Source organism: Thalassotalea ponticola, from assembly GCF_041379045.1.
GTDB classification, from domain to species: domain Bacteria; phylum Pseudomonadota; class Gammaproteobacteria; order Enterobacterales; family Alteromonadaceae; genus Thalassotalea_A; species Thalassotalea_A ponticola.
This window is the reverse complement of the sequence record NZ_CP166871.1, coordinates 435201-461035: the sequence shown is the minus strand read 5'-3', so window position 1 is coordinate 461035 and position 25835 is coordinate 435201. Positions and strand designations below refer to the sequence as shown.

Annotated in this window: 28 protein-coding genes and 1 other RNA gene; 10 read left to right on the top strand and 19 right to left on the bottom strand. The window is 45.0% G+C overall.

Going from position 1 to position 25835, the window contains the following annotated elements; genetic code table 11:
- Positions 1 to 175: 175 nt before the first annotated feature.
- An RNA gene (gene rnpB, locus ACAY30_RS02130) (RNase P RNA component class A) lies at positions 176 to 555 on the bottom strand.
- Positions 556 to 673: 118 nt separating this feature from the next.
- On the opposite strand from rnpB, the gene ACAY30_RS02125 reads away from it, so the two are divergent.
- Positions 674 to 1972 carry a DASH family cryptochrome gene (locus ACAY30_RS02125; protein ID WP_290252394.1) on the top strand — a complete coding sequence of 433 codons (1299 nt, stop codon included), beginning with the start codon at positions 674 to 676 and terminating at the stop codon, positions 1970 to 1972.
- 208 nt (positions 1973 to 2180) lie between these two features.
- On the top strand, positions 2181 to 2435 hold the full coding sequence (locus ACAY30_RS02120) for a DUF3081 domain-containing protein (RefSeq protein WP_290252393.1): 255 nt from the start codon (positions 2181 to 2183) through the stop codon (positions 2433 to 2435).
- A 10-nt stretch (positions 2436 to 2445) separates the two neighbouring features.
- On the opposite strand, the gene rsmI is transcribed toward ACAY30_RS02120, so the two are convergent.
- Positions 2446 to 3294, bottom strand: coding sequence for a 16S rRNA (cytidine(1402)-2'-O)-methyltransferase (gene rsmI, locus ACAY30_RS02115; RefSeq protein ID WP_290252392.1), 849 nt, complete (start codon positions 3292 to 3294; stop codon positions 2446 to 2448).
- A 130-nt stretch (positions 3295 to 3424) separates the two neighbouring features.
- On the opposite strand from rsmI, the gene ACAY30_RS02110 reads away from it, so the two are divergent.
- Genes ACAY30_RS02110 through ACAY30_RS02095 form a run of 4 tightly spaced genes read left to right on the top strand, consistent with a single transcriptional unit; the run spans position 3425 to position 6963 of the window.
- On the top strand, positions 3425 to 5410 hold the full coding sequence (locus ACAY30_RS02110; RefSeq protein ID WP_290252391.1) for a penicillin-binding protein activator: 1986 nt from the start codon (positions 3425 to 3427) through the stop codon (positions 5408 to 5410).
- Positions 5397 to 5777 carry a YraN family protein gene (locus ACAY30_RS02105; RefSeq protein WP_290252390.1) on the top strand — a complete coding sequence of 127 codons (381 nt, stop codon included), beginning with the start codon at positions 5397 to 5399 and terminating at the stop codon, positions 5775 to 5777. The genes ACAY30_RS02110 and ACAY30_RS02105 overlap by 14 nt, the downstream gene beginning before the upstream one ends.
- A gap of 3 nt (positions 5778 to 5780) precedes the next feature.
- Positions 5781 to 6371: a phosphoheptose isomerase gene (locus tag ACAY30_RS02100; protein ID WP_290252389.1), complete on the top strand. Its 591-nt coding sequence runs from the start codon at positions 5781 to 5783 to the stop codon at positions 6369 to 6371.
- A gap of 28 nt (positions 6372 to 6399) precedes the next feature.
- Entirely contained in the window at positions 6400 to 6963 is a 564-nt protein-coding gene (locus ACAY30_RS02095) for a BON domain-containing protein (RefSeq protein WP_290252388.1), read from the top strand.
- A gap of 413 nt (positions 6964 to 7376) precedes the next feature.
- Here ACAY30_RS02095 and ACAY30_RS02090 read toward each other — a convergent pair whose 3' ends face one another.
- From ACAY30_RS02090 to zapE, 8 genes are all read right to left on the bottom strand, one after another.
- A complete protein-coding gene (locus ACAY30_RS02090) occupies positions 7377 to 7787 on the bottom strand; it encodes a ClpXP protease specificity-enhancing factor (RefSeq protein ID WP_290252387.1) in 411 nt (136 codons plus the stop codon).
- Between the two features lie 17 nt (positions 7788 to 7804).
- Entirely contained in the window at positions 7805 to 8446 is a 642-nt protein-coding gene (sspA, locus tag ACAY30_RS02085) for a stringent starvation protein SspA (RefSeq protein WP_290252386.1), read from the bottom strand.
- 143 nt (positions 8447 to 8589) lie between these two features.
- Positions 8590 to 9345 carry a cytochrome c1 gene (locus ACAY30_RS02080; protein ID WP_290252385.1) on the bottom strand — a complete coding sequence of 252 codons (756 nt, stop codon included), beginning with the start codon at positions 9343 to 9345 and terminating at the stop codon, positions 8590 to 8592.
- A complete protein-coding gene (locus ACAY30_RS02075) occupies positions 9345 to 10610 on the bottom strand; it encodes a cytochrome bc complex cytochrome b subunit (RefSeq protein WP_290252384.1) in 1266 nt (421 codons plus the stop codon). Before ACAY30_RS02075 ends, ACAY30_RS02080 begins: the two co-directional genes overlap by 1 nt.
- Complete coding sequence (gene petA / locus ACAY30_RS02070) at positions 10610 to 11200, bottom strand: ubiquinol-cytochrome c reductase iron-sulfur subunit (protein ID WP_290252383.1); 591 nt, start codon at positions 11198 to 11200, stop codon at positions 10610 to 10612. Before petA ends, ACAY30_RS02075 begins: the two co-directional genes overlap by 1 nt.
- 375 nt (positions 11201 to 11575) lie before the next feature.
- Positions 11576 to 11968, bottom strand: coding sequence for a 30S ribosomal protein S9 (gene rpsI / locus ACAY30_RS02065; RefSeq protein WP_290252382.1), 393 nt, complete (start codon positions 11966 to 11968; stop codon positions 11576 to 11578).
- A 2-nt stretch (positions 11969 to 11970) separates the two neighbouring features.
- The gene (gene rplM, locus ACAY30_RS02060) at positions 11971 to 12399 is read right to left on the bottom strand and encodes a 50S ribosomal protein L13 (RefSeq protein WP_290252381.1); all 429 of its coding nucleotides are present in this window, start codon (positions 12397 to 12399) and stop codon (positions 11971 to 11973) included.
- Positions 12400 to 12882: 483 nt separating this feature from the next.
- Positions 12883 to 13998 (bottom strand): cell division protein ZapE, encoded by a 1116-nt coding sequence (gene zapE / locus ACAY30_RS02055; protein ID WP_290252380.1) that lies wholly within the window; start codon positions 13996 to 13998, stop codon positions 12883 to 12885.
- A gap of 326 nt (positions 13999 to 14324) precedes the next feature.
- On the opposite strand from zapE, the gene ACAY30_RS02050 reads away from it, so the two are divergent.
- From ACAY30_RS02050 to ACAY30_RS02040, 3 genes are all read left to right on the top strand, one after another.
- Positions 14325 to 14777 (top strand): ZapG family protein, encoded by a 453-nt coding sequence (locus ACAY30_RS02050; RefSeq protein WP_290252379.1) that lies wholly within the window; start codon positions 14325 to 14327, stop codon positions 14775 to 14777.
- A 136-nt stretch (positions 14778 to 14913) separates the two neighbouring features.
- The gene (locus ACAY30_RS02045; RefSeq protein ID WP_290252378.1) at positions 14914 to 16260 is read left to right on the top strand and encodes a Do family serine endopeptidase; all 1347 of its coding nucleotides are present in this window, start codon (positions 14914 to 14916) and stop codon (positions 16258 to 16260) included.
- Positions 16261 to 16398: 138 nt separating this feature from the next.
- A complete protein-coding gene (locus tag ACAY30_RS02040) occupies positions 16399 to 17460 on the top strand; it encodes a trypsin-like peptidase domain-containing protein (protein WP_290252377.1) in 1062 nt (353 codons plus the stop codon).
- A gap of 97 nt (positions 17461 to 17557) precedes the next feature.
- On the opposite strand, the gene murA is transcribed toward ACAY30_RS02040, so the two are convergent.
- The 9 genes from murA to ACAY30_RS01995 all read right to left on the bottom strand — a co-directional run bounded on the left by murA (position 17558) and on the right by ACAY30_RS01995 (position 24600).
- Positions 17558 to 18820, bottom strand: coding sequence for a UDP-N-acetylglucosamine 1-carboxyvinyltransferase (gene murA, locus ACAY30_RS02035; protein ID WP_290252376.1), 1263 nt, complete (start codon positions 18818 to 18820; stop codon positions 17558 to 17560).
- Between the two features lie 29 nt (positions 18821 to 18849).
- Positions 18850 to 19107, bottom strand: a complete 258-nt coding sequence (locus tag ACAY30_RS02030) for a BolA family protein (RefSeq protein ID WP_290252375.1) — start codon at positions 19105 to 19107, stop codon at positions 18850 to 18852.
- 53 nt (positions 19108 to 19160) lie between these two features.
- Positions 19161 to 19463: a lipid asymmetry maintenance protein MlaB gene (locus ACAY30_RS02025; protein ID WP_290252374.1), complete on the bottom strand. Its 303-nt coding sequence runs from the start codon at positions 19461 to 19463 to the stop codon at positions 19161 to 19163.
- 5 nt (positions 19464 to 19468) lie between these two features.
- Complete coding sequence (gene mlaC / locus ACAY30_RS02020; RefSeq protein WP_290252373.1) at positions 19469 to 20149, bottom strand: phospholipid-binding protein MlaC; 681 nt, start codon at positions 20147 to 20149, stop codon at positions 19469 to 19471.
- Between the two features lie 18 nt (positions 20150 to 20167).
- Positions 20168 to 20641, bottom strand: a complete 474-nt coding sequence (gene mlaD, locus ACAY30_RS02015; protein WP_290252372.1) for an outer membrane lipid asymmetry maintenance protein MlaD — start codon at positions 20639 to 20641, stop codon at positions 20168 to 20170.
- 18 nt (positions 20642 to 20659) lie between these two features.
- Complete coding sequence (gene mlaE, locus ACAY30_RS02010; RefSeq protein ID WP_290252490.1) at positions 20660 to 21439, bottom strand: lipid asymmetry maintenance ABC transporter permease subunit MlaE; 780 nt, start codon at positions 21437 to 21439, stop codon at positions 20660 to 20662.
- Positions 21439 to 22239 (bottom strand): phospholipid ABC transporter ATP-binding protein MlaF, encoded by an 801-nt coding sequence (gene mlaF, locus ACAY30_RS02005; RefSeq protein WP_290252371.1) that lies wholly within the window; start codon positions 22237 to 22239, stop codon positions 21439 to 21441. Before mlaF ends, mlaE begins: the two co-directional genes overlap by 1 nt.
- A 387-nt stretch (positions 22240 to 22626) precedes the next feature.
- Entirely contained in the window at positions 22627 to 23430 is an 804-nt protein-coding gene (locus ACAY30_RS02000; protein WP_290252370.1) for an outer membrane protein OmpK, read from the bottom strand.
- Positions 23431 to 23790: 360 nt separating this feature from the next.
- Positions 23791 to 24600: an outer membrane protein OmpK gene (locus tag ACAY30_RS01995; protein ID WP_290252369.1), complete on the bottom strand. Its 810-nt coding sequence runs from the start codon at positions 24598 to 24600 to the stop codon at positions 23791 to 23793.
- Between the two features lie 253 nt (positions 24601 to 24853).
- Between ACAY30_RS01995 and ACAY30_RS01990 the strand changes: the two genes are divergently transcribed.
- Positions 24854 to 25822, top strand: a complete 969-nt coding sequence (locus ACAY30_RS01990) for a calcium/sodium antiporter (RefSeq protein WP_290252368.1) — start codon at positions 24854 to 24856, stop codon at positions 25820 to 25822.
- Positions 25823 to 25835: the final 13 nt, after the last annotated feature.

Sequence of the window (25835 nt, the reverse complement as noted above, 5' to 3'; positions counted from 1 at the left end):
TTAAATCGCTTTAAGGCTCAAGCTGCGTAGTCGGTATTGACCGGTTCCAACGCGAGCCGCGTATTTTCAGAGCATGCCTAAACGTTTTTGTCAGTTCAAACTGGGTTAACAGCAAAAATACAAAAGCTAGAAAAAACAAACCCGGCATGCCGAAACACACCGGGTTTTTAATTATTTGTTGAGTTGGCCGATAAGCCGGGTTCTGTTCTCTTAAAAAGAGCGACAATCATTCGTCTAGGCCTTAAATCGCTTTAAGGCTCAAGCAACCTACCCGGTTCCAACGCGAGCCACGCCATAAGGAACCCTATTTGGTCTTGCTCCGGGTGGAGTTTACCCTGCTGCCAACTGTTACCAGCGGCCCGGTGCGCTCTTACCGCACCCTTTCACCCTTACCGGTACTGTGTACTTAGGCGGTCTTCTCTCTGCTGCACTTGTCGTAGGCTTGCGCCTCCCAGACGTTATCTGGCACCCTGCTCTGTGGAGCCCGGACTTTCCTCCCCTTGTTCCGTCTACCCGAAGATACAACGAACAAGCAGCGATTGTCTGGCCAACTCGTCGCTATTTTAGTTGATAGGTTAGCCTAGGTAAATCACTTTGCGCTAATTTGTGGAAAAAAAGCCACGACGAAACTGTTTAGCAATAAGCTTCGTAAATAACTTGGTAAGGAGTGACTATGGCCAACAACCTGTTTTTGTTTACCAATGATTTGCGGATCGAAGATAACCTCGCGTTACAACGCGCTTGTGCGAGCTCTACGCGATTAGCGCTGGTGTATCACTACAATCTCGATCACGAGTTATTTGACAACGCCGATTGCAGTTACATAGGTCAGCACCGACGCCGTTATTTATTCGCGAGCCTAGCTAATTTAAATCGCCAATTGGGCGATTTCTCGCAACATCTTCACGTACTTCAAAGCCGAGGGATAACAGCCCTGTGCAACTTTATCACTGAGCACAACATCGACAATGTGTACTGCTCAACACCTGTCGCGAGTGATGAGCGCAATGCGATTAACTCGATAACCAAATACTGCCGTGTCTCCATACACTGTGTCTGGCAACACACCTTGATCGCCGCATCGGATTTACCATTTGCTGTCGCTGATTTGCCGGCTACCTTTAGCGCCTTTCGCCGGTCGTTAGAAAAATCATCGCTACGGGTTGACCGATGCCTTCAGCAACCGTCATTTCCCCCAGCGCTGGTAAAACAAGACACTGACCAGAACGCATCGTTTAAGCGATGGGAACGTCCCACGATACTGTTCGACGTTGATGGCATTAGAGCGGTTAATCAATACTTTAAAACACAGCAAGCACTTACTTACAAGCAAACGCGAAATGCGTTAGACGATAGTTTAAGCTCAACCCGGTTCAGTCCCTTGCTATCCCTCGGTTTAGTCTCTGCAAGACAAGTTTGGTGGATGTTAAAGCGCTTCGAAGCTGAGCATCAAGCTAACGAATCAACCTATTGGATAGGATTCGAATTACTGTGGCGCGATTATTTTTACTGGTTGTTGGCATTACATCAAAACAAGTTTTTTCAGTTCTGTGGGTTGACGGGCAAGCGCCCTTTAACCAGTTTTAATGCCGCTCGATTTAGTGCATTTTATCACGCTCAAACTGCCGAACCACTTATCAATGCAGCGATAAACCAACTGAGGAAAACCGGCTTCATTTCCAATCGCGCTCGGCAAATTGTGGCCAGCTATTTTGTCAACGAATTACAACTCGATTGGCGCTATGGGGCGCGTTATTTTCAAATGCATTTGATCGATTATGACGTTGCCGCAAATTGGGGCAATTGGCAGTACATTGCCGGTGTCGGCTGCGATCCCCGACAAGGAAGACATTTTAATATTGAAAAGCAACAGCAATTATTTGATGCCGATGGTAGTTACGTAAAGCGCTGGGGCGGAAAGGCGCATCCACACCATCAAACGGATATTGTGGATTGGCCTACAAACAACTAGGGCGTGTTGATCGGCGATGATACAAAGCACGCGGTTAGCACATCGAGGTGGCATTGAGATTTGATCAAATAAGGTTGCTAACCGCCATTATACTAACATAGACTGAACACAATCATTGCCGATGGTCGAAGGTTTTGCCTCGGCAATGATAACAACACCAAGCGCCAATGAGTAACAACGCATTAGCACACACTGCAGGACAATAAACATGGAAAACTTGATCGATAATAAACTGGCACTCAACGCCTTTGAAAAAATTACCCGTCTCGGGGAAAAAAGCGATGATCGTTATCACTATTTAGGTGTTACTGCTTGGCAAGACTTTGATGGTTATACTTGCTTTCTCAATTACAACGATGTCACCATGACCCTAATGTTTCACGGCAAGTACGACATCGAGTTTGAAAACGCCGACACTCTCAAGCAATTTGTACAAAAGATCCATCGCATTTGTGAACAGTGACTCAAACGAGTTACTTCATATCCAGCGCATATTGATACAAAGCATTTTTCTTCACTCCGTGAATTTGTGCTGCTATCGCACACGCCTTTTTCGGCTTCATTTCATCAAGTAATAACTGTAAGGTGGCAATGGCTTCAGGCGGTATTGCGTCGGGGTCGCGTTCAGCACCTTGAATAATAAGCACCATTTCTCCCTTCAGTTGATTCGCATCCTGCTGCAACCAAGTTAAAATGTTCTGTGCAGAGTTTGCGTGTACCGTTTCAAAGGTTTTAGTCAATTCTCGAGCGATAACAATTTGCCTATCCCCACCCAAAACATCAACAATGTCTTGCACGGTATCAATGGCGCGCCTTGGCGCATCGTAGAAAACCATGGTACGAGGCTCGTGCGCCACGTTTGACAACACCGCTTGACGAGCTGCTGATTTAGAAGGGAGAAACCCCTCAAATGAAAATCTGTCTGTTGCTAGGCCCGACACCGACAAAGCGGCAATAGCTGCACAGGCTCCGGGTATGGGGACAACGGGCAAATTCTCTCCTCGCAAATGACGCACAATGTGAAATCCAGGATCAGAGATCAACGGTGTACCCGCGTCAGAGACTAGCGCAACGCTTTGGCCTTGCACAAGCATCTGCGCAATTTGTTCCTGGCGTTGCCGCTCATTGTGATCGTGAAGTGATATCGTCTTGTTTTTAATATTAAATGCACTCAATAAACGGTTGGTATGACGAGTGTCTTCACAGGCGATAATATCAACATTGGATAACACGTCTAGAGCCCTTTGCGAGATATCATGCAGATTGCCGATAGGAGTAGCAACAACGTAAAGTGTACCTGGGTTAACGGTATTTTGGGTCATAGATAAGTTCCAAACAAGACAAATGGTTGCTCGTAGAGCAATGCGCGGTTTATTATATACTTTAATACAGTTATATGACTACCGCATAGGTCGTATCATCATCAGAGCGAATAATAGGAAACACGATACAGTGTCCACAAAAAAAACACCCCACTTACGCCTAAATTTGTCGTTTGCAGCTTTGGCCAGCGTATTGCTCTTTTCCTGTGCTAGCCCCGAAAAAGAACCGGAGCCAGTCCCCGAATATCCGCTTATTAATGAAATTCCTGTTGCTGAACCCGAGCAAGATGACGATGCTAATGCGCTACTCGATAAAGCCGAACAAGCCAGTGTTAGCCAAGCGATTGTGTACTTGCTGCAATCATCAAGGCTATTTATCAACGAGCAACAATACGGCAAAAGTTTGCACATTGCCAACCAGTTAAGTCGGTTGCCGCTGTCGCCTTCGCAGAGCACATACAATCGCTTAAATAGTGCTCATGCGCTTTATGAGCTAGGTGAGTACGAACTAGCACAACAACAACTCAAGCTGATTGAACAGCGCTCACCAACACAGCGCGAATTGCGGTTGCGCGGGCAAGTGAACGAACAATTAGATATGCCAGTTGAGGCTATCCTCGCCTATTTAAGCCTAGTCGATCGATATCCAAGTCAAGATGTAACCGACAGCCAACACCTATTTGACCTCATTACATCATTGCAGCCGTGGCAAAAAAAGGCGTTGAGTGAATACGACACAGCACACCTAAAAGGTTGGCTAGCACTCGATCAAGCCATTGCCAAAAGCAACGCGAACCCCGCGGCCATTAATGACGCTTTGAGCCAATGGCAACGAGATTATCAACGCCACCCGGGTAGACGTTTGTTAGCGCAAATTAGCAGCAAAGTACAAACCATGAGCAACCAACCAACAATTGACACAGTTGCTGTTTTACTGCCTCTGTCAGGTCGCGAAAAGCGCATCGGTGAGACCATTCAAGCGGGTATATTAGCCGCCTATCAGGGTGAGCAATCTATCCACTTTATCGACACCAATACCACGTCTATGGCCAACATCGTTAAACAGTTACAGTCGCTGACCCCAGATGTCGTGATTGGTCCGTTGCTAAAGCACCACGTCGACAGCTATTTACAGCTCGCACCGCAACAAGCGACTCGCAGTCTAGAACCACTTGCTGGCCCGATAGTCTCGGATACTTTGTTAACACCAAATCCAGCAGTTCGCGACGATGCGATAACTCGAGTTGACAATACCGATAACTTAACTGCAAAGAACGCGACCCAGGGACTATATCCCTGGCAGACCTTATTATTGAATTTACCTGATCAGCAAACCATTGGCGCTAATCAATATGCGCTTTCAATGTTACCTGAAGATGAAGCTAAACAAGCCGCTTTTACGCTCAGTAAAAAAGGCTTTAAAAATGCCATGGTGTTAAGCCAAGACAACGCGATTGGTAAGCGTATGGCACAGACGTTTGCTCAGCAATGGCAAACTTTAACGGGACATGACATTACTATTGTCTATTATCCCGAAGGCAAAAAAATGCAAAGTTCGGTTAAATCAAGTCTCGACGTGGCATTGTCGGATCAGCGCATCTACCAATTGCGCAACCGAATCAAGGAAAACGTTAAAGCCGAAGCGCGTAGCCGTCGCGATATCGATATGATCTACCTAATTGCTAATGCAGACCAAGCGCGACTGGTAAAACCCTATATCGACGTCAATATCAGCCCTTTTGCCAATGCAATTCCAGTATTTGCGAGTTCTCGTAGCCATGATCGCGACGCCGATACCAATACCCGTCGAGATTTACGCGGCGTTACCTTTACCGATGCGCCATGGCTCATTCCCGGCGCCTCAAAAGATCAAGTGCAATACGCTCAGGCTCAGCAGTTGTGGCCGAATCGCTCTAGCCAAATGGCTCGTTTGTACGCCATGGGCATTGATAGCATTAATTTACTCGACAAACTCAGAGCAATGAAGTTACTGCCATCAATCATCTTTGAAGGTGAAACGGGCACTTGGAAATTAGACCAACAGGGTGTCTTTCACCGCAGCCTAGGTTGGGCTAAATTCCGTTCATCTAGGATTTCAGCTATTGCTATGGAATAGTCACGACAAGCGCAAAATTGGTCAACATTACGAGCAACTTGCCAAGCGCTACTTGCAACAACACGGATTGCAATGGCTAGCGAGTAACGTCAGCAGCCGTTTTGGTGAAATTGACCTGGTGATGCAAGACAATGACTGCATTGTCTTTGTTGAGGTAAAGTTTCGCAACAACAATGATTATGGTTTGGCCGCCGAGATGGTCAACAGTAGCAAACAACAAAAAATTATCAAAACGGCGCAAATTTTCCTGCAAAAGCAACGCTTGAATGAATATAATACACACTGCCGATTTGATGTTGTCAGTATCACAGGCAAAGAGAGCACGCCCACTATTTGCTGGCACAAAAACGCCTTTTACGGAGAATAAAACATGTTAGAACGGGTTAAACAGAACTTTAGAGAAAGTATTGAAACCAAAATTGCAGCCAGCGAGGCGTTACCTGCAACGATTGAAAAAGCAGGGATGACCATGGTTGAGTGTCTGTTAGGTGGACACAAAATCCTCAGTTGTGGCAATGGTGGTAGTGCTGGCGATGCGCAACACTTTTCATCTGAGCTACTCAATCGCTACGAGACTGAACGCCCAAGTTTACCGGCCATTGCGCTGACCACCGACAGTTCGACGTTAACCTCTATTGCTAATGACTACTGTTACGAAGAAGTGTTTTCTAAGCAAGTACGCGCGTTGGGTAACGGCGGCGATATTTTATTGGCTATATCAACCAGTGGTAACTCAAAAAATGTGATAAAAGCCATCGAAGCGGCCGTCGCTCGCGATATGAAAATTATTGCTTTAACGGGTAAAGACGGTGGTGAAATTGCCGGTTTACTGGGTGATAATGACGTCGAGATTCGCGTTCCTTCAGCGCGCACAGCAAGAATTCAAGAAGTCCACTTGCTCGCCATCCACTGTTTGTGCGAAATTATAGATACCACGCTGTTTCCACAAGCGGATGATTAACGACTGCTAACAAAATTAGGTTATAACAATGAAAAAATTGACCATTGCGCTAATGTCTTTAACACTACTTCAGGGTTGTGCGGCGGTTGTCGTCGCCGGCGTTGGAGCCGGTGCTGCGTCAGTTAATGACCGTCGCACTATCGGTGCTCAAGTTGACGATCAAAATATCGAAATCAAAGCTCATGCCTTAATTGCACAGCACAGTGAATTACATGAGATGAGTAAAATTCAGGTGGTCAGCGTAAACGGCACGGTCTTAGTCGTTGGTCAAGCGCCGAACAAAGCAGCTCGCGATCAACTGATCAATATTATCAAGGACATTAAAGGAATACGAAAATTACACAACCAAATTCGCGTTGGTAATATTGCTGACCTGGGTACCCGTACTACCGACACTTGGATTACCACCAAAGTGAAGACCGAATTATTGGCCTCTGATCAATTAGACGGCACAGCTATCAAGGTAATCACCGAAGACTCAGAAGTCTTTTTGATGGGCTTAGTAAGTGCGAAAGAAGCCGATAAAGCGGTTAATATCGCTCGCAATATCAACGGTGTATCGCGCGTTTATAAAGCGTTTGAAACGTTATAACCTCGGATTGCGATAGCGACTGCGCAGTGCATTCTGAGCAGTAGCTGTAAAAATCATTTTTTATTAAGGCGCGGTTAGCGCCTTTTTATGTCGCCAAAATCTCTATGTCAACGTTTGAGTAAGGCTGATTTGGCAATGATAGTTATCGACTATTCAGCGCTTATAGCCTTGTTGTTGACAGCCTCTAACGCCAGCTCTATTAAACACATGTTGCATACCCATTTGCGTTATAAGGTACTCAGTGCGTTCAAGCCAAAATCGACTGACTCGACTGGCCAATAGCGCCATTGTATTAGCTGCGGTTAAGCGCACACCGCGTTATCGCTCAAACAAAAAGGCCCCAATACCATTGTATTGGGGCCTTTTCACGATGTTGATACGATGCTCGCCTGAACCTGTTAACGATCTAATGATTATTTAACAATTGATAAGCTTGGCTTGCCTTTTGTTTCAGGACGCTTGGGCTCAGAGTCAACCTCTTCGCCACTGTCAGCGAGCTCAGGATAGTCAACGACAAATGAACTACCTACGCCATTTTCTCGTGCGTAAATCGCCGCTACGGCCTGGTGAGGCACATACAAGTGCTCTACCTTACCGCCAAAGCGAGCAGTAAATTCAATCACCTCACCGGTGAGGCTGATAGAACCAACAGACGCAGGCGCAATATTTAATACAATCTGTCCGTCGTCGGCATAACCTTGAGGCACCATAACATTGGGATAATTGCAGTCAACCACAATGTAAGGGGTTAACTCATTATCTAAAATCCAGTCGTAAAAAGCGCGGATCAAGTACGGTTTGTTCGAGGTCATCTCTTGGCTCATTTTTACCGCCTCAGTGATTACGCTGGACGGCCAAAGCGCAATTCACGCTCAGCTTCGGTCAGTGATGCTTGGAACGACTCGCGATCGAACAAGCGCAACATATACGCTTTTAGTTCACGACTGCCCTGACCTGATAACTCAATACCAAGCACTGGTAAGCGCCATAGTAACGGAGCTAAATAACAGTCAACTAAACTAAACTCTTCACTCATAAAGTATGGCGCTTCATTTAAAATAGGCGCAACACTTAGCAAGCTTTCGCGCAGTTCTTGACGTGCTTTCTCGGCTTTCTTTTCATCACCGGCTAAAATGGTTTTCGCCAATGAATACCAGTCGTTTTCGATGCGGTGCATCATCAAGCGACTGCGACCTCGCATGACCGGATAAACAGGCATTAATGGCGGGTGTGGAAAGCGCTCATCGAGGTACTCCATAATGATCTTCGCTTCGTACAGTGCTAGCTCGCGATCGATAAGCGTTGGCACAGAACCGTACGGGTTAAGATCGATGAGATCTTCCGGTAAATTATCTGGCTCGACTAAATGAATATCAACACCAACGCCTTTCTCAGCCAACACAATACGTGCTTGGTGCGAATACATGTCGTCAGCAAGGGAAAACAGAGTCATTACAGAACGTTTGTTGGCGGCTACAGCCATATATCCTCCAAAGATGTCATTTCCAGTATCACTAACATTATTGTTAGCAATCGGGGGGCGTATACATACGCGAAAGGGGCTATGTTAAGTTATCGTCTCAGATAACCAGTATAGCCCCAATAAGTTAGCTTAAGAAACAAATATTAGTGTACGTCGCGCCAATATTCTTTCTTCAATAAGTATGATAGTACGAACAGGATAAATAGGAAGCCTAGTACCCAATAACCCAATCGTTGACGTTCAACTTTACCCGGTTCCCCAGTGTACTCTAGGAAGTTGGCAAGGTCGCGAGCCAAGATGTCATACTCTTGTGGTGTCAATTCACCTGGTTGGGTTAACACTAAATCAGCTGATGTTAATGGGCGCTGTTCCGTCGCAGGCTTTTGTAACATCGCCTTGGCTTCCTCGGTTAACTCTTGAACACCTTGTAGTTGTTGGAAAACATGTGGCATACCAACATCTTTAAACACCGTGTTGTTCACACCAAACGGGCGGTTCGGGTCAACGTAGAAAGAGCGCAAGTAAGTGTATACCCAGTCTGCACCACCCTTTTTATAACGGGTTACCAAGGTCAAATCAGGTGGCGCCGCACCAAACCACGCAGCAGCTTCTTTAGCCGGCATGGTGTTAGTGATATGGTCACCAACTTTTTCACCAGTAAACATCAAGGTTTCAATGCCTTCTTTCTCATCGATACCCAGATCTTGGAAAGTGCGATTGTAACGTTGATATTGCAATGAGTGACAACCTAAACAGTAATTCATAAAGGTTTCTGCACCATTGCGAAGTGATGCTTTATCTGTCAGATCATTATTCGCTTTGTCCAGTGGAACGCTCGGACCCGCAGCAAATGCGAATACAGGTACTAGTGCAAGTAATGCAATAATTGTCTTTTTCATTATTTTGTCACTCTCTCTGGAACAGGTTTTGTATTCTCACCTTTTGAGTAGAACCAAAGTGCTACGAAGAAACCGAAGTAACCAAAGGTGGCCACAGTACCAATGAAGTTATTGATTGGTGACGCCGGTTTAGTACCTAGCACACCTAGTGCCACGAAACAGATAGCAAACTGAACTAGGTTAGCTAAGTGTAACTTACTGCGGTAGCGGAAAGAGCGAACAATACCGCGATCAAACCAAGGTAAAGCAAATAGCATACCGATTGCCGCGAACATTAAGATCATACCGCCCAACTTATCAGGAACAACACGTAAGATGGTGTAGAACGGACCGAAGTACCATACTGGTGCAATGTGCTCAGGTGTTTTCAAACCATTCGCCGGTTCAAAGTTTGGTGCTTCAAGGAAGTAACCACCGCCTTCAGGGAAGAAGAACATAACCCAGCAGAATAAGATAAGGAAACCGACTACGCCCATAATGTCTTTGACAGAGTAATAAGGGTGGAACGGAATCGCATCAACGATATCGTACTTATTTGTGTAGCTTTCGTGGAACGTAAACTTGCTCTTTTCTTCTTCTGGCACTGAGCCTTTTGGTTTCTTAATGTCAGTACCATCAGGGTTGTTTGAGCCCACTTCGTGTAACGCTAAGATATGTAAGAAAACCAACACACACAATACCAACGGTAGGGCAATAACGTGTAGTGCGAAGAAACGGTTTAGCGTCGCTCCTGAAATAACGTAGTCACCGCGAATCCAAGTCGTTAGGTCATCGCCAATTACCGGAATTGCACCAAACAGTGAAATAATTACCTGTGCACCCCAGTAACTCATGTTGCCCCAAGGCAATAAGTAACCCATAAATGCTTCAGCCATTAGCACTAAGTAAATTAGCATACCGAAGATCCACAGTAATTCACGAGGCTTTTGGTAAGAGCCGTAAATTAGGCCGCGGAACATGTGCAAATACACAACAACAAAGAATGCCGACGCACCGGTAGAGTGCATGTAACGCAATAACCAACCGTAATCAACATCACGCATGATGTATTCAACAGATGCGAAAGCACCGTCACCAGATGGCTCGTAGTTCATTGTCAACCAGATACCAGTAACGATTTGGTTAACGAGTACTAGCATGGCTAGGGAGCCAAAGAAGTACCAAAAGTTAAAGTTTTTCGGTGCTGGATATTGACCAACGTGTTTATTCCACGCGTCGGTGACAGGCAAACGCTTGTCTATCCAAGCCATAAAATTAGCGAACATTAGGCTTCTCCTTTACCAATACCGATAACAAGCGTGTCATCATTTGGGAATGAGTGCTCAGGAACAACCAAGTTAAGTGGCGCAGGAACACCGGCAAATACGCGGCCTGCCATATCGAACTTAGAGCCGTGACACGGACAGAAGAAACCGTAATCTACGCCTTCAACATGCTCAGCAAAGTCGCCTTTTTTGTAGGTCGGTGCACAACCTAGGTGAGTACAAACACCCTCTGCTACCAAGAACTCAGGATTAATTGAGCGGTACGGATTTTGCGCGTACGCTGGTTGCTGTTCTTGTTGAGAATTCGGGTCGCGTAACTTGTCGTCGTGACCACTTAATGCATCTATGACATTTTGTGGGCGACGCACAACATAAATCGGTTTACCGCGATACTCAGCACGTACTAGCTGACCAGCTTCGATTTTACTTATATTTACTTCAACTGGGGCACCGGCAGCTTTCGCTTTCGCACTTGGGTTCCAGGAAGCGATGAATGGCACAGCTGCACCAGCAACGCCTACACCACCAACGACAGAAGTCGTGATTGTCAGGAAGCGTCGACGGCCGTTGTCCACGGGCGCATTGCTCATTTCATTTCTCCAATACTTTTATTAGACACAGAAAATTTTATCCATTAAAGCTTAAAAAATCGCACAGCTCTAACGAAGGTATTTGGCCAATCAACAGCTTTTAAAGAGAATAGAAAAACTGTTGATTTCATTGCAATTTATGATTTTTTGTCAGTACCGACGAAAAATCAGCAAAATTGCCATTAAAAAATTTTGCCTATAATAAAGAATTGCGGATTTTTTTACAAGGTAAAACCTTATCACAGGTGTGTTTATTTGGCTTAGCAAGCGAGTTAACGAACTGATTTTGCCGCGTGTATTGACTAGTGCGAGTGGCGAGAAACAGGCATAAAAAAAACCGGCCAAATGACCGGTTTTTTGATTCGAAATGTAAAATTAACGCTTCGAGAATTGTGGACGCTTACGCGCTTTGTGAAGACCCACTTTCTTACGCTCAACTTTACGAGCATCACGTGTAACGTAACCAGCTTTGCGAAGCTCTGAACGCAGAGATTCGTCAAACTGCATTAACGCACGAGTGATACCGTGACGGATAGCACCAGCTTGACCAGAGATACCACCACCAACAACAGTGATGTGTAGGTCAAACTTTTCAACCATATCTACTAACTCAAGAGGTTGACGAACAACCATACGAGCAGTAGGACGACCGAAGTAAGTATCGATGTCACGATTGTTAATGGTAATAGTACCGTTACCAGCTTTCATGAATACACGAGCTACAGAGCTCTTGCGACGACCAGTGCCGTAATATTGATTATCAGCCATGATTACAACTCCAATACTTTAGGTTGTTGTGCCGCATGCTTGTGCTCAGGGCCAGCATACACTTTAAGTTTACGGTACATGTCACGACCTAGAGGGCCTTTAGGTAACATACCTTTAACTGCGAATTCGATTACACGCTCTGGCGCTTTTTCGATTAGCTTTTCAAAGCTAATTTGCTTAAGACCACCAGGGAATTCAGTGTGCGAGTAGTAAATTTTACCTTTCGCTTTGTTACCAGTTACACGTACTTTCTCAGCGTTAACAACAACGATGTAGTCACCGGTGTCACAGTGAGGAGTGTATTCTGGCTTGTGCTTGCCGCGTAAACGACGAGCAATTTCAGTAGCGATACGACCTAAAGTTTTACCTTCAGCGTCCACTACAAACCATTCGCGAGTTACGCTTTCTGGTTTAGCTACAAAAGTTTTCATTGATAAAAACCCATTAAATATAAGTTACATAAAAAGTTATTGTTATCAATAACCGATTAATGAGACTGCGCTATTACCCCTTCGAGTATCGAGTCTGTTGCTTTTTCAAGCGTTGTAACGTTGGGAGCCGCGAATTATAGAGAATTTTTTCCAAAAAATGAAGTTTATTTTTCAATCAACTAGTGATTTTTACAAAATATTTCAAACTGAATGAAAAGTACTGCGTTGGATAGGTCAAAAAACACCGACTTTTGGACTGGTACTCTGTCAAAAATAGAGAACGTTGATCCGTGAGCCTATCGGCATTTATAGCTCCAGATACGTCATCCCACAAAAGCTTTTGTGTGGGATCTCCCTTAGCTTCGAAGTGATTTCGTCAGAAGCTTATTGAGAGTTAACGAGGCCACATCCTCGGCAACGGCTCCATGCGTGCTCTTCCTCCTGCACCCTTGCCGTCGAATAACACGATGGAATAATGACAAACTAAGGCAGATGCTCAGCCGCTAAATAATCCTTTGATTGCATTTCTTGTAAGCGCGACAAACAACGTTTAAATTCAAAATTCAAACCGCCATCGCTATACAAGTGTTCCATGGCGACTTGGGCAGAAATAATAAGTTTTACTTTGCGTTCGTAAAACTCATCCACCAACGCAATGAAACGCCTGGCGCTATCGTCCGTGTCGCGGCCCATCTGCATCACGTTAGCCATCAATACGGTGTGATAGATTCGGCTTAACTCCATGTAATCAGATTGACTGCGGGCGGTTTCGCATAACTCGCTAAATTCAAACTGCACGACACCGTCGCTCTCGCGAATAGTCTTTAACGGGCGATTGTTGATTTCGATAACTTTAGCCGCTTGACCTTGATCATTGGCCAGCTTGCTAAAATATAAAGACATGTTCTCGCTCGCAGCCTCGTCCAATGGCGAGTGATAAATCTCAGCTTGCTCTAGGGTACGCAGTCGATAATCAATGCCGCTGTCAACGTTTACCACCTCGCAGTGCTCTTTGATCAGTGCAATCGCTGGTAAAAATCGCGCGCGTTGCAAGCCATTTTTGTATAACTCATCCGGTATGATGTTCGAGGTGGCAACAAGGGTGACGCCATGAGCAAATAATTCCTCAAACAAGGTACCCAATAACATGGCATCAGTAATATCGGAGACAAAGAACTCATCAAAGCAAATGATCCGCGTCTCATCAGCAAATTTTTTGGCAATAATTTTTAATGGATCCGTTTGTCCCTTTAACAGTCCCAGCTCACTGTGTACTCGATGCATAAAGCGGTGAAAGTGAACTCGCATTTTTTGTTCAAATGGCAAACAGTCGTAAAAGGTATCCACCAAATAGGTTTTACCTCGACCGACACCCCCCCAAAAATACAATCCCTTGAGTGGTTTTGGCTGTGGCGACGCCAGGGTTCTCACCCACTTGGACAGCACCTTTTTAAAGCCACTAACAGCAATCGGTTGCGGTAATAAGTCATCGTATAAGCGCTGTAGATGGCGAACGGCATTTTGTTGCGCGGGATCGTGAGTAAAGTCATCTGCTTGTAGATCTTGTTGATACTTTTGCCAAGGGGTTAACGGTAACATGCTCTTACTTCAATCGGTTACACACTGGCTTTATTAACAATTTACGACGCTCTGGCTAAATCGACATTAGCCGGTTGAAAAACTGCCAACAATCACCATATCTAAGGTGTGAAAGTTTTAAATTAGCGCTATTATAAAAGAAGGTAGCCAAGACCGCTATGGCTGCTTGATTAAAACTCATCACATTGATGTAATAACAATCACCAAGCGAAAACAACAGTATTACAATAAAACACCTCTGGTTTCGTCCTTGTCCAAGATGACCAAATTGAGCGTTTATAAGCTCACAAACCGAACAGGTGTGACTTAACAATAAGGAAAATAACATGGAAATCGTCTACCTTCTTGTCGGTATCACAATCGGCGCTATCGGTGGCTTCATCGCTCGTAAACAAATGTCGGCTTCTGAGCAACAGCTGCAGCGACTGCAACAACAAGTGAATGACAGCCAAACCTCACTAGAGCAATATCAAAGCGATGTTGCAACGCACCTTAAAAATTCAACCAGTTTACTCGCTCGCATGAACGAGGCCTGTCAAGCAGCTATGGTACAAATGGAACAGAGTACCGACCTTCTTGACCGCGCTAACCAGCGCAGCAACGACATGCCATTTTTTTCAGCAGAGGCACAAGAGTACATGCGCAACAGCGCTGCAAATAAAGGCAATAAACGCACCGCACAGCGTGAATCGCTAACCGAAGCGCCGCGTGATTACGCCAACGATCGCAGCGGACTGTTCAGTGAAGCGCAACAAAATGTTACAAACAAGGCAAGCTAATTAGTTTTGTCAGGCTGAACTTTGCCTATAGCCGAGAGTCTTTAGTTATCAGGTAATCTGACAAGCCCGAATTCGCACGGGCTTAGATTTTGAAATATTAGTATTTTAAGAATTAACTATTTTTGGAGTCTTATCTATGAACAAGATGTTTACCATGTCCCCCATCGCGCTATTAATAGGTTCGCTGGCGTTGGCGCCAATGCAAAGTCATGCGGCGCTGCCCAGCGTTGTCGCTGGCCAACAACTGCCCTCGCTCGCACCGATGCTTGAAGAGGTTACTCCAGCCGTTGTAAGCATCAGTGTCGAGGGAACGCAACAAGTCCAACAAATGGACCCATTCAGTTACTTTTTTGGTCAACGACGCGGTCAAGGTCCACAAGAGCGTCCGTTTCGAGGACTTGGTTCTGGGGTTATTATCGACGCTAACAAAGGCTACATTGTCACCAACAATCACGTCATTGACGATGCCGATAAAATATTGGTGAATCTCAAAGACGGACGCCAATTTAAAGCCAAAAAAATAGGCGCTGATGCGCAAAGTGATATCGCTCTATTACAAGTCGATGCCGACGACCTGATTGAAATCAAAATAGCCAACTCCGACAATATTCGCGTTGGTGACTTTGCCGTAGCCATTGGCAGCCCATTTGGCTTGGGTCAAACGGTAACCTCAGGTATTGTAAGTGCCCTGGGTCGAAGTGGTTTGAACGTTGAGCAACTCGAGGATTTCATTCAAACCGACGCAGCCATTAACAGCGGTAATTCGGGCGGAGCTCTGGTTAACCTAAACGGCGAGTTAATCGGTATTAATACCGCAATTTTAGGACCAAACGGCGGTAATGTCGGTATCGGCTTTGCTATTCCTTCGTCTATGATGCAAAGCTTAGTTGAACAAATTATCGAATACGGCGAAGTGCGTCGTGGCGTGCTTGGCGTCACAGGTAATTCTATCAACCCAGAGCTAGCGGAAGCCATGGACTTAGACACCAACCAAGGTGGCTTTGTCTCACAAGTTGTCGCTGATTCTGCTGCCGAAAAAGCGGGAATTAAAGCCGGCGATATCATCATTGAGGTCAATGGTCGAAAAATTAAAAACTTTAATGAATTGCGCAGTAAAATTGGTTCTCTTGGCGCAGGTACCGACGTAGAACTAACCGTTTTGCGCGATGGTAAACGCAAAACGTTTGACGTCACCTTGCAAGGTATGGACGACGCCAATATTACCGCTGCCAATTTACACCCGATGTTACAAGGCGCGCAATTTGCCAACAACAATAGCAATGGCGGTGTACTGGTAAAAAGCGTTGCCGATAACTCACCTGCCGCAGCATTGGGATTGCGCAGTGATGACGTCATCGCTGGCGTGAACAGACAGCGCATCTCGAATTTAGCCGAACTGCGCAAAGTGTTAGAAGACACCAACGGCGTAATCGCGCTTAATATCATTCGTGGCAACAACACCTTGTATTTAATGATTCGCTAAATGCATTGCCTATACGGGCTGCGCTTTATTGATAAAGGGAAGTTTTGCTTCCCTTTTTTTATCGCTCTATTAGGACTTTGTATGGACAAAAAATAATGCTAGTATTTCAATCATTTCCTAGTAAAAAAAACTTGTTTGATGAAACTTTTACCGGCACTTTCTTATGTTTTACGCGCTGTTAGTTACGGCCTCTTAGCCGCTGTTGTACTACTTATTTTGGTGCCGGATCTGCGCGATGGCAACAATCTTTCATTCAATATATTTCAACCCACTAACAGCAAAGAAGCCCCCTTGTCATTTGCTACGGCAGTTGCTAAAGCCGCCCCCGCCGTGGTCAACATATACTCCGAGTCCATTGAACGTGGCAACTACTATCAAAATACCCCGCGCAAACAAGTGAAGCTGGGTTCTGGTGTGATAATGGATCCTGGTGGCTATATACTGACCAACTATCACGTAGTTGTAGATGCCAACCTGATCATTGTCGTCCTGCAAGACAATACGCGCCTTACTGCGGAATTAATTGGCAGTGATGAAATAACCGATCTAGCGGTGCTTAAAGTAGCCGCCGACAGCTTGCCAGTAATACCGCAGGATGACTCTCTTACACCTCTTGTCGGCGACGTTGTGCTTGCCATAGGCAATCCGTTAAACATCGGTCAAACGGTCACTCAAGGGATCATCAGTGCCACGGGGCGCAATGGTTTAAGCAGTACCAACTACCGCGAATTTTTACAGATGGATGCCGCCATTAACGACGGTAACTCAGGGGGTGCATTAGTCAATTCAAATGGTGATCTAGTCGGTATTACATCAGCACAATTTAAACGCTTAAACTCGCAAATGAATATTCAAGGGATCTTTTTCGCCGTTCCCTATAAACTTGCTGCCAAAGTAATGCGCGAATTGATCGAGCACGGTCAAGTGGTTCGCGGTTGGTTAGGTGTTGGCTCAGACAGCTATAATCCCAACCTACGCGGTTTTGTGATTAACGCGGTAACACCGGGAGGCCCCGCTGATCGAGCCGGCCTTGAGGTAAACGATGTAGTGCATAAAATTGGCGGTCAAGAAATTAAAAGTATCACTCACGCTCTAGATATCATTGCAGAAACCAATCCAGGCGCGCAATTGGAATTTAGCGTTTATCGACAAGACAAGCTATTAACCATATCGGTTATTATTGGTGAATTTGAGTCTTAGTTCGAGATACTGAAGCGATCGAATACTAATAACAGAGTACGTATTAAACAAAAAGAGCAGCCTACAGGCTGCTCTTTTTAATGATATAACGATGTCGTTACTGATTACTGACGCGCACAATGTCGGCGCCGAGCTTCTGTAACTTGTCTTCAATTTTTTGGTAGCCGCGGTCGATGTGATAAATGCGATCGACAACGGTTTCGCCTTCTGCCACTAAGCCGGCGATAACCAAACTCGCTGACGCTCTCAAATCCGTCGCCATCACTTGTGCACTGGTGAGTTTGTCTACCCCTTCTGAGATGGCCGTATTGCCTTCTAACTTTATATTAGCTCCCATGCGCTGTAATTCTGGAACATGCATAAAGCGGTTTTCAAAAATCGTTTCAACCGTTGTTGCCATACCGTTAGCTATCGCATTTAAGGTAACAAACTGGGCCTGCATATCTGTTGGGAAAGCCGGGTGTGGGGCCGTGCGAATGTTGACCGCTTTTGGTCGTTGCAACATTTCCAATTCAATCCAGTCATCGCCGAAAGTGACGGTTGCGCCAGCCTCTTGCAGCTTGCTGATCACAGCCTCAAGCGCGTGCGGATCTGTGTTTAAACAGCGAATTTTACCACCGGTCACTGCCGCGGCAACGAGGAAGGTACCCGTCTCAATGCGATCTGGCATGACGTTGTAGTCTGCACCGGTTAGTCGCTCTACACCTTCAATGGTTAACGTATCTGTGCCAGCACCAGAGATTTTTGCCCCCATCGCGGTCAAGAAATTAGCCAAGTCGACAATCTCAGGCTCGCGCGCTGCGTTTTCAATGATGGTAGTACCTTCCGCAAGCGCTGCGGCCATCATCAAGTTCTCAGTGCCGGTGACGCTAACGGCGTCCATGAAAATGGTAGCACCCTGCAAACGACCTTGCTTTTTGGCGATGATGTAGCCGTTTTCAACGCTAATTTCAGCGCCCATCATTTTCAAACCAGATATGTGTAGATCTACTGGTCGCGCGCCAATAGCGCAGCCACCTGGCAAAGACACTTCTGCATGGCCGAAACGGGCTAATAATGGCCCTAAAACCAAAATAGAAGCGCGCATGGTTTTCACCAATTCATAAGGTGCCAAACAATTGTTAATGTTTGCGGCATCAATCGCAACTTGGCCTTCACCTTGCCACGATACATCAGCACCCAACTCATTGAGTAGCTTGCAGGTGGTATTGATGTCGTTTAATTTGGGGACATTACCGATGGTTAATGGCGTTTCAGCCAAAATCGTTGCAAATAGAATCGGTAAAGCGGAATTCTTGGCACCACTAATAACGACATCGCCGTGTAACTGGTTACCACTATTTATACGAAACGCGTCCAAAATAGCCCTCTTTTTTCTCAAACTGTTATTTATGACGGCATATTAAACATTTTTTCGCGTTGCCATTGGGCAAGGCTAAATGTTTTGATGGTAACCGCGTGAATTTTTCCTTCAGCGATTGCGCTGGCTAAAGGGGCATATACCGTTTGCTGCTTCTTTACTCGAGACATGTCAGCAAACATATCGGCGACGGCAATGACCTTACACTGTGAACCATCGAAAGTAACATGCAGTTCATCTAAATTCAGACTTGCCTTAAGCAAACGTTCTATATCACTAACGTCCATAGTGACTTCTCCAGTATCTAGTTAGTGCCTAATCAGGCTTTGAAAGCGGACACTTAGCTCAGTGCTAGCAATTCATTTACTCGACTTAAAGTCGCCAGTTTAACTAATTCGCTAGGTGCTTGGGAATAGTTAATTGTGATTTGTTTTTGCAGCGCACATTGATAGAGCGACAACAGCCAAGCAAGCCCAGCTGTATCAATTTTATTAAGTTTCGACAGATCAATACCTTGTTGGTATTTAGCAAGGATATCCTCATACACTGACTGTTGCTTACCAATAATCGACTTACGCGTCAGTTCTCCGACGATGGCCAACATCCCTTGCGGGTTTTCGTCAATTGTAAACTGATGAGTCAAGGTGTTTACTCCTGAACCTGTGCATTTTTACTTGCGTCAGTGTCGTTTTCGTCTTTAAAAACAATGGGGCGCTTGCTTTTTTCAATCAGCATTTGAGTCACTTCTGGTACGCCATTTTGCGCCAAAATTGAGCGTAGCTCTTTTTGTTTAGCGTCGAGTAAACTAACGCCTTCCGCCACTAAGTCAAAGGCTTGCCACTGATTAGACTTGCTGTTTTTGCGCACTTTAAATTGTAAGTTTATCGGCGGTCGTTGCTCGTCAATAATATCGACTGGCACCATAACAATTTTCTTGTTAGCAAAATCTTTAGCCGGTTGAAATACCACGGCTTGTCTGTCGTACAAGGTGAAGACTTGTGCATAGGAAGTGATCAAATACTCGCGAAATGCGGCAACGAAATCACGGCGCTCTTGTTGTGATGCTTGCTTTGCGTAGTTACCCAAGACTTTCAGACCAGCGTATTGATAGAAAATATATGGCATCAACTCTTCGCGGACCACATCTTTTAGAAGCTCGGGGTTGGCGCGAATGTCTGCTTCTTGCTTAGCTAGGCGATCAAATGTTATTTGCGCAACCTGCTCAACCATAACGTAAGGGTTGCTTTTGTCGACATCTGTTTTGGCCATTGCAGCACTGCTCACTAATGCAAGTACCAGCGCAAAACTTCTCAATAGTAATGATTTCATAACCTCTTCTTCCTAAAACTAGTTGTCGTCTTGGCTAAATAAAAATTGGCCAATAAGATCTTCTAATACTAAGGCCGACTTAGTGTCTTCAATGAAGTCACCGTCAGCCAATAAACCGATGCCCATGTCTTCATCGATAAAGCCGGGCTCTAACCCTATGTACTGTTCGCCCAATAAGCCCGCAGTTAAAATAGAAATCGAAGTCGATTCTGAAAATGCGTCGTAGCGACTATCTATATCCAGAGCAACTTTGGGCATGTAATCCCCAGAGTCAAGCTCGATTGCGGCAACTCGACCAACGATAACGCCACCAACTTTAACCGCCGAGCGCTCTTTCAGGCCACCAATATTATCAAATTTTGCATACAAGCGATACGTATCACCATTGCCCCTAAAGCCTGCATCGGCTACCTTTAACGCTAGCGTTAATAGGGCAGCAATACCCAAGGCTACAAACACACCGACCATTATTTCAATTTTTTTCGACATCATGTCACTATACCTACTACGCTAATTCGCAAACATTAAAGCAGTTAAAATAAAATCTAAACCCAATACGATCAAAGAAGACTGAACCACCGTTGACGTTGTGGCACGGCTAATGCCTTCTGAGGTTGGAATACAATCATATCCTTTGTACACAGCAACCCAAGTGACCACAAATGCAAACACCACGGCTTTGATCATGCCGTTTAGTACGTCATCCGTCCAGTCAACCTGTGCTTGCATCACAGACCAATAAGTGCCTGAGTCAACCCCAAGCCAGTCGACACCAACGAGGTGCCCACCTAAAATACCGACGGTCGAGAATATGGCCACCAACAGCGGCATTGATATAAAACCAGCCCAAAATCGAGGCGCAATAACCCGTTTAAGCGGGTCTACGGCCATCATTTCCATGCTGCTTAATTGCTCAGTCGCTTTCATCAAACCAATCTCCGCAGTCAGTGCCGAACCGGCTCGTCCGGCAAAGAGCAAGGCGGTAACAACAGGACCGAGTTCTCTGAGTATCGATAAAGCAACCATTGGGCCAAGGCTGGCCTCAGCGCCATAATCAATTAATATGGTGTAGCCCTGAAGCGCAATAACCATACCGATAAACGTCCCTGAGACAACGATAATCAGCAGTGACAACACTCCTACTGAATATAGCTGTTTCGCTAATAACGGCCAGCCCTTTCTAATATTTGGCCAGTGCCATAACGCCGAGATCAACATGATTAACGCACGGCCCAAGCCGGCGACAACGTCGATAACTTTGCGCCCGAGTGAAGCGAAATTTTCTAACATCACGTATCGCTCCCTAACAACTGCTCGCGATACGCACTCGCGGGGTAATGAAATGGTACAGGACCGTCAGCTTCACCCTTGATGAACTGTTTTACCAATTCTGATTGTTGCTGTTCTATCTGTTGCCGTGTGCCCTGACCGATAATGCGTTTGTCTGCAATGATATAAATATAATCAGCGATACTCATGACTTCCTTTACATCATGTGACACGACTACCGACGTCAATCCCAATGCGTCGCTTAAATCGCGAATTAAGCGCACAATCACCCCCATAGATATGGGGTCTTGGCCTGCGAATGGTTCGTCGTATAAAATCAACTCGGGATCAAGGGCTATGGCTCTAGCGAGTGCTGCTCGTCTTGCCATGCCGCCAGACAGCTCACTGGGAAACAGCTCCATGGCTCCGCGCAAACCGACGACTTCCAACTTCATCATCACCATTTTTTCGATAATATCTTCGGGAAGTTGACTGTGTTCGCGAATGGGAAAGGCGACGTTATCAAACACGCTCATGTCGCTAAACAATGCGCCCGACTGGAAAAGCATACTGATTTTTTTTCGCAACCTGTATAAATCACGGCGAGAAAGTGTCGGAATGTCCTCATCTGCAAACAATATCTGCCCACGCTGTGGTTTTAACTGACCACCAATCAAGCGCAATAGCGTGGTTTTACCTATGCCACTAGGCCCCATGATCGCCGTCACTTTGCCTTTTGGAATGGTCAAACTAATATCGTCATAGATACAACGTTCGCCACGATAAAAGCTTAAGTTTTTAATCTCTACTAGGTTTTCCATGGTCACTTGTTATCACTGGTTAATCCGCTAATGTTACCGCAGGTGTATTTAGTTCGCATTATAAATTCAACGATAATTCGTTATATATTATCAATTTATGCCTAATGTATTCGAAAAAAGCGAATGGTTGTATTAACTTTAAACAAATCCGTTTAGATTTTTATGGCGTGCGACAAATTTACCGAGGTTGAGAGTGCGAAATCAGTGATTAGTTCAAAGATAAGCGAAAATGACTGTTTAATAGCCGTGGATACAGACAACATGTTAGCTGGCTTAGGGGCTGTTGATTTTTTCGCTAGGGCGTATTTGAACTGTGCGGCATTGCCTGATTAAAACAACAAAAAAGGCGCTAATAGCGCCTTTTTATTTGTTCATTAACAACTTGACTTAGAAGTTGTATTTTGCGGTAAAGATAGTTGCATCGTGATACGCTGCTGTACCTAACTTGTGATCCGCATAACGGTATTGCACACCAAGCGTTAGCTTCTGGTTCGCGTGCCACCACAATGACACAGCACCGTTGTGACCAACTGAGTTCAAGGTATGCTCGGTACCATTGCTACGGAATTGATCTTTGCGACCAAATTCAGTTTCGTGCCACTGGGTGATTGCAAATTTTTGCTCACCTAACATGAAATCGTAACCTAATACATAACCTGCCATGAAGCCGTTGAAACCTGAGCCTGCAAATGTTTGGTTCTCAATATGAGCACCAAAAAACGGCTTAACCCAAAGACCAAAGTCAGTGAATAAATCGTAGCTAACACCTAACACCACGTTTTGATCGTAAAAACCATTTGATGCTTCGGTAAACGAGTAAACGTGACCGTAGTAGTTCCAGTTAGACTTACCAATATTAGCTGCAATTGAGCCTTTCGCTGCGATACGGAAACCGTCGGTTGCACCGCCATCTTCAGAGAATTGACCTTTATTGCTAACATTTTGTGGGTTTTCTAGGTCGATAAAACCGTATACATCACCCCAATCAAAGCCAGCACCACCTTCAAGTTCTAAGAAAAAGAAGTCTTCTTTTGCGCCACCGAAACCACCGATATCTGGATTGGTTAGATCTTCGGTTTTATTTGTCCAGTCGAGGTAGTTAACTGAAATATCCGCAAAACCATAGTACTGTTCAGCTAACGCTGGTGTTACTGCCATGGTTGCCGCTAATGCAATAGCCAATTTACGCATTTTACTTTCTCACTATTACTAAATAGTAGGCAGGTCATTGGGATAATCACCTACCGCTTCAAATTCGATGCGCATTGTAATGATTATTTAATGTACAGCTATCTTTTTAGTGTGATTAAGTGTTAACGAAAGACGCTTAGCGTTCACTAAAATTTAATAAAAATCCAACTAACAGATACTTAATCGCATTTTACAGTTACATATCGCTACAATTTAAGTGGGGAAGTTAAGTTTGTGTTGCGAAATTTGAGCTGGTTTGTTAGGAAACGTTGATCTTTTGATATGGATTTTGTTCGAATTAGAGATAGGGAATATAGCCGCGCCACCTGCAAAAATTAGCAGATAGCGCGAGTGTTAACGCTAAAAATTATACTTGAGGGTGTAGATCAGCGCATCGTGGTAAGCCGCTGTGCCGAGTTTGTGATCTGCATAGCGGTATTGAAAGCCTGTGGTAAACTTCGGCGATAGGTGCCACCAAAGCGCTACCGCACCGTTGTACCCGGTTTCGTTTAGCCGATAATCGGTGCCGTTAGAACGAAATTGGTCTCGACGGGCAAATTCAGTTTCATGCCACTGAGTTATGGCAAACTTTTGCTCGCCTATTGTAAAGTCATAACCCAATACCCAACCGAACATGTAGCCATTGGCCCCCGAACCAGTAAAGGTTTGATTTTCAATGTGCAAGCCGATAAAAGGTTTCATCCAAAAACCCCAATCGGTGTACACATCGTAACTGACACCCAACACAAAGTTTTGATCAAAAAAGCCATTTGATGCTTCAGAAAAACTGTAAAAGTGAGAGTAATAATTCCAGTTACTTTGGCCGATATTGACCGCAATACTGCCTTTCATCGCATAGCGAAAGCCATCGGTTGCACCGGCGTCTTCAGAGAATTGCCCGTAGTTGCGACTGTTGTTGGGATTTTCAACGTCAAAAAAACCATAGAGATCACCCCAATCAAAGCCGGCACCACCTTCGACTTCAATGTAGAAAAAATCTTCTTTGGGACCACCAAACCCGCCAATATCAGGATCGGTTCGGTCTTCCGCCTTTTCAGTCCAGTCTAAAAAGTTAATCGAGAAATCAGCAAAACCATACAGCTGTTCAGCGTTAACTGCGGGGGTAGCCAGTGATAGTGACAAAGCTAAGGTAATCAACGGGTGTTTCATAATAGATCCTCTGATCGCCATCAGTACATACGCTGCGACGTATGTACTGATGGTAAAAATGGTATCAGCTTGCTTAAAAGCTTATTGCTATTTCTAGTTTTTGCCAGATTTATTTAAATTGAGGTGGTCGCGTCGTCCCACGCTTGCCAGAAAAGTCCACTGTTTTACAAAAAATACAGTTATTTATGCTTTATCTCTTTTAATTTGGCTCATTAACAGCGAAAATTTAAGGATTAGTTTTTTGGAGTAATAGATGTTAATCGAAGTAATCATTCTAATAATTTCTCTATTCGCGTTAATTTACAGCGCAGATAAGTTTGTTTATGGCGCAGCGGCAATAGCCCGCAACTTTGGTATTGCGCCGATGATCATTGGTTTGACCATTGTCGCGATGGGCTCTTCGGCACCGGAAATGATGGTCGCGGCGACGGCGGCCTTACAAGGTAGCCCCGATACCGCTATTGGCAACGCGCTTGGCTCAAATATTACCAACATCGCGTTAGTACTCGGCTTAACCGCATTGTGTAAGCCTTTAATCGTCTCTTCAATGACGCTAAAACGCGAACTCCCTATTTTACTTTCGGTTACCTTTATCGCCAGCGTAATGCTCTATAACTTGCACTTCTCTTGGTTCGAAGGCATGGTGTTGATGGCGGGTTTTATTGTCTTTATTGCAAGCTTGTTGATGGTGAGTATAAAACAAGCCGGACAAAACCTCGCCGTAGACCCGATGATTGCGGAAGCAGAACAAGACATCCCCGATAACGTCAACACAGGTGTCGCTATAGCGTGGTTGATTTTTGGTCTTGTTTTATTGCCACTAAGCGCTAACTACCTCGTTGACTCCGCGACCGTCATTGCCAAAGCACTCGGTATGAGTGATTTGGTTATTGGCCTAACCATCATTGCCATAGGTACCAGTTTACCCGAGTTAGCGGCAAGTATTATGAGTATTATTAAAAAAGAAGATGATCTGGCATTAGGTAATATTATCGGCTCAAATATCTTTAATATTCTCGCTGTGTTAAGTTTACCAGGTATCATCGCGCCGGGTAGCGTCGACAGTGATGTTGCCAGCCGAGACGTTCCATATATGATGGCATTAACCATTTTGTTGCTGTTATTGTGCTTTAGTCGCCAGGGACAATTTCGCATTACGCGCGTAAAAGGTGGTGTATTGTTGACGACCTTTATTGTCTATCAGTATTTAATTTTTAGTTGATTTGAGAATGAGT

Bases quoted from the DNA above. Each gene is read 5' to 3' on its own strand.
- ACAY30_RS02125 (WP_290252394.1), top strand. From the start codon at position 674: ATGGCCAACAACCTGTTTTTGTTTACCAATGATTTGCGGATCGAAGAT.
- ACAY30_RS02120 (WP_290252393.1), top strand. From the start codon at position 2,181: ATGGAAAACTTGATCGATAATAAACTGGCACTCAACGCCTTTGAAAAA.
- rsmI (WP_290252392.1), bottom strand. From the start codon at position 3,294: ATGACCCAAAATACCGTTAACCCAGGTACACTTTACGTTGTTGCTACT.
- ACAY30_RS02100 (WP_290252389.1), top strand. From the start codon at position 5,781: ATGTTAGAACGGGTTAAACAGAACTTTAGAGAAAGTATTGAAACCAAA.
- ACAY30_RS02095 (WP_290252388.1), top strand. From the start codon at position 6,400: ATGAAAAAATTGACCATTGCGCTAATGTCTTTAACACTACTTCAGGGT.
- ACAY30_RS02090 (WP_290252387.1), bottom strand. From the start codon at position 7,787: ATGAGCCAAGAGATGACCTCGAACAAACCGTACTTGATCCGCGCTTTT.
- sspA (WP_290252386.1), bottom strand. From the start codon at position 8,446: ATGGCTGTAGCCGCCAACAAACGTTCTGTAATGACTCTGTTTTCCCTT.
- ACAY30_RS02080 (WP_290252385.1), bottom strand. From the start codon at position 9,345: ATGAAAAAGACAATTATTGCATTACTTGCACTAGTACCTGTATTCGCA.
- ACAY30_RS02075 (WP_290252384.1), bottom strand. From the start codon at position 10,610: ATGTTCGCTAATTTTATGGCTTGGATAGACAAGCGTTTGCCTGTCACC.
- petA (WP_290252383.1), bottom strand. From the start codon at position 11,200: ATGAGCAATGCGCCCGTGGACAACGGCCGTCGACGCTTCCTGACAATC.
- rpsI (WP_290252382.1), bottom strand. From the start codon at position 11,968: ATGGCTGATAATCAATATTACGGCACTGGTCGTCGCAAGAGCTCTGTA.
- rplM (WP_290252381.1), bottom strand. From the start codon at position 12,399: ATGAAAACTTTTGTAGCTAAACCAGAAAGCGTAACTCGCGAATGGTTT.
- zapE (WP_290252380.1), bottom strand. From the start codon at position 13,998: ATGTTACCGTTAACCCCTTGGCAAAAGTATCAACAAGATCTACAAGCA.
- ACAY30_RS02050 (WP_290252379.1), top strand. From the start codon at position 14,325: ATGGAAATCGTCTACCTTCTTGTCGGTATCACAATCGGCGCTATCGGT.
- ACAY30_RS02045 (WP_290252378.1), top strand. From the start codon at position 14,914: ATGAACAAGATGTTTACCATGTCCCCCATCGCGCTATTAATAGGTTCG.
- ACAY30_RS02040 (WP_290252377.1), top strand. From the start codon at position 16,399: ATGAAACTTTTACCGGCACTTTCTTATGTTTTACGCGCTGTTAGTTAC.
- ACAY30_RS02030 (WP_290252375.1), bottom strand. From the start codon at position 19,107: ATGGACGTTAGTGATATAGAACGTTTGCTTAAGGCAAGTCTGAATTTA.
- mlaC (WP_290252373.1), bottom strand. From the start codon at position 20,149: ATGAAATCATTACTATTGAGAAGTTTTGCGCTGGTACTTGCATTAGTG.
- mlaD (WP_290252372.1), bottom strand. From the start codon at position 20,641: ATGATGTCGAAAAAAATTGAAATAATGGTCGGTGTGTTTGTAGCCTTG.
- mlaE (WP_290252490.1), bottom strand. From the start codon at position 21,439: ATGTTAGAAAATTTCGCTTCACTCGGGCGCAAAGTTATCGACGTTGTC.
- mlaF (WP_290252371.1), bottom strand. From the start codon at position 22,239: ATGGAAAACCTAGTAGAGATTAAAAACTTAAGCTTTTATCGTGGCGAA.
- ACAY30_RS02000 (WP_290252370.1), bottom strand. From the start codon at position 23,430: ATGCGTAAATTGGCTATTGCATTAGCGGCAACCATGGCAGTAACACCA.
- ACAY30_RS01995 (WP_290252369.1), bottom strand. From the start codon at position 24,600: ATGAAACACCCGTTGATTACCTTAGCTTTGTCACTATCACTGGCTACC.
- ACAY30_RS01990 (WP_290252368.1), top strand. From the start codon at position 24,854: ATGTTAATCGAAGTAATCATTCTAATAATTTCTCTATTCGCGTTAATT.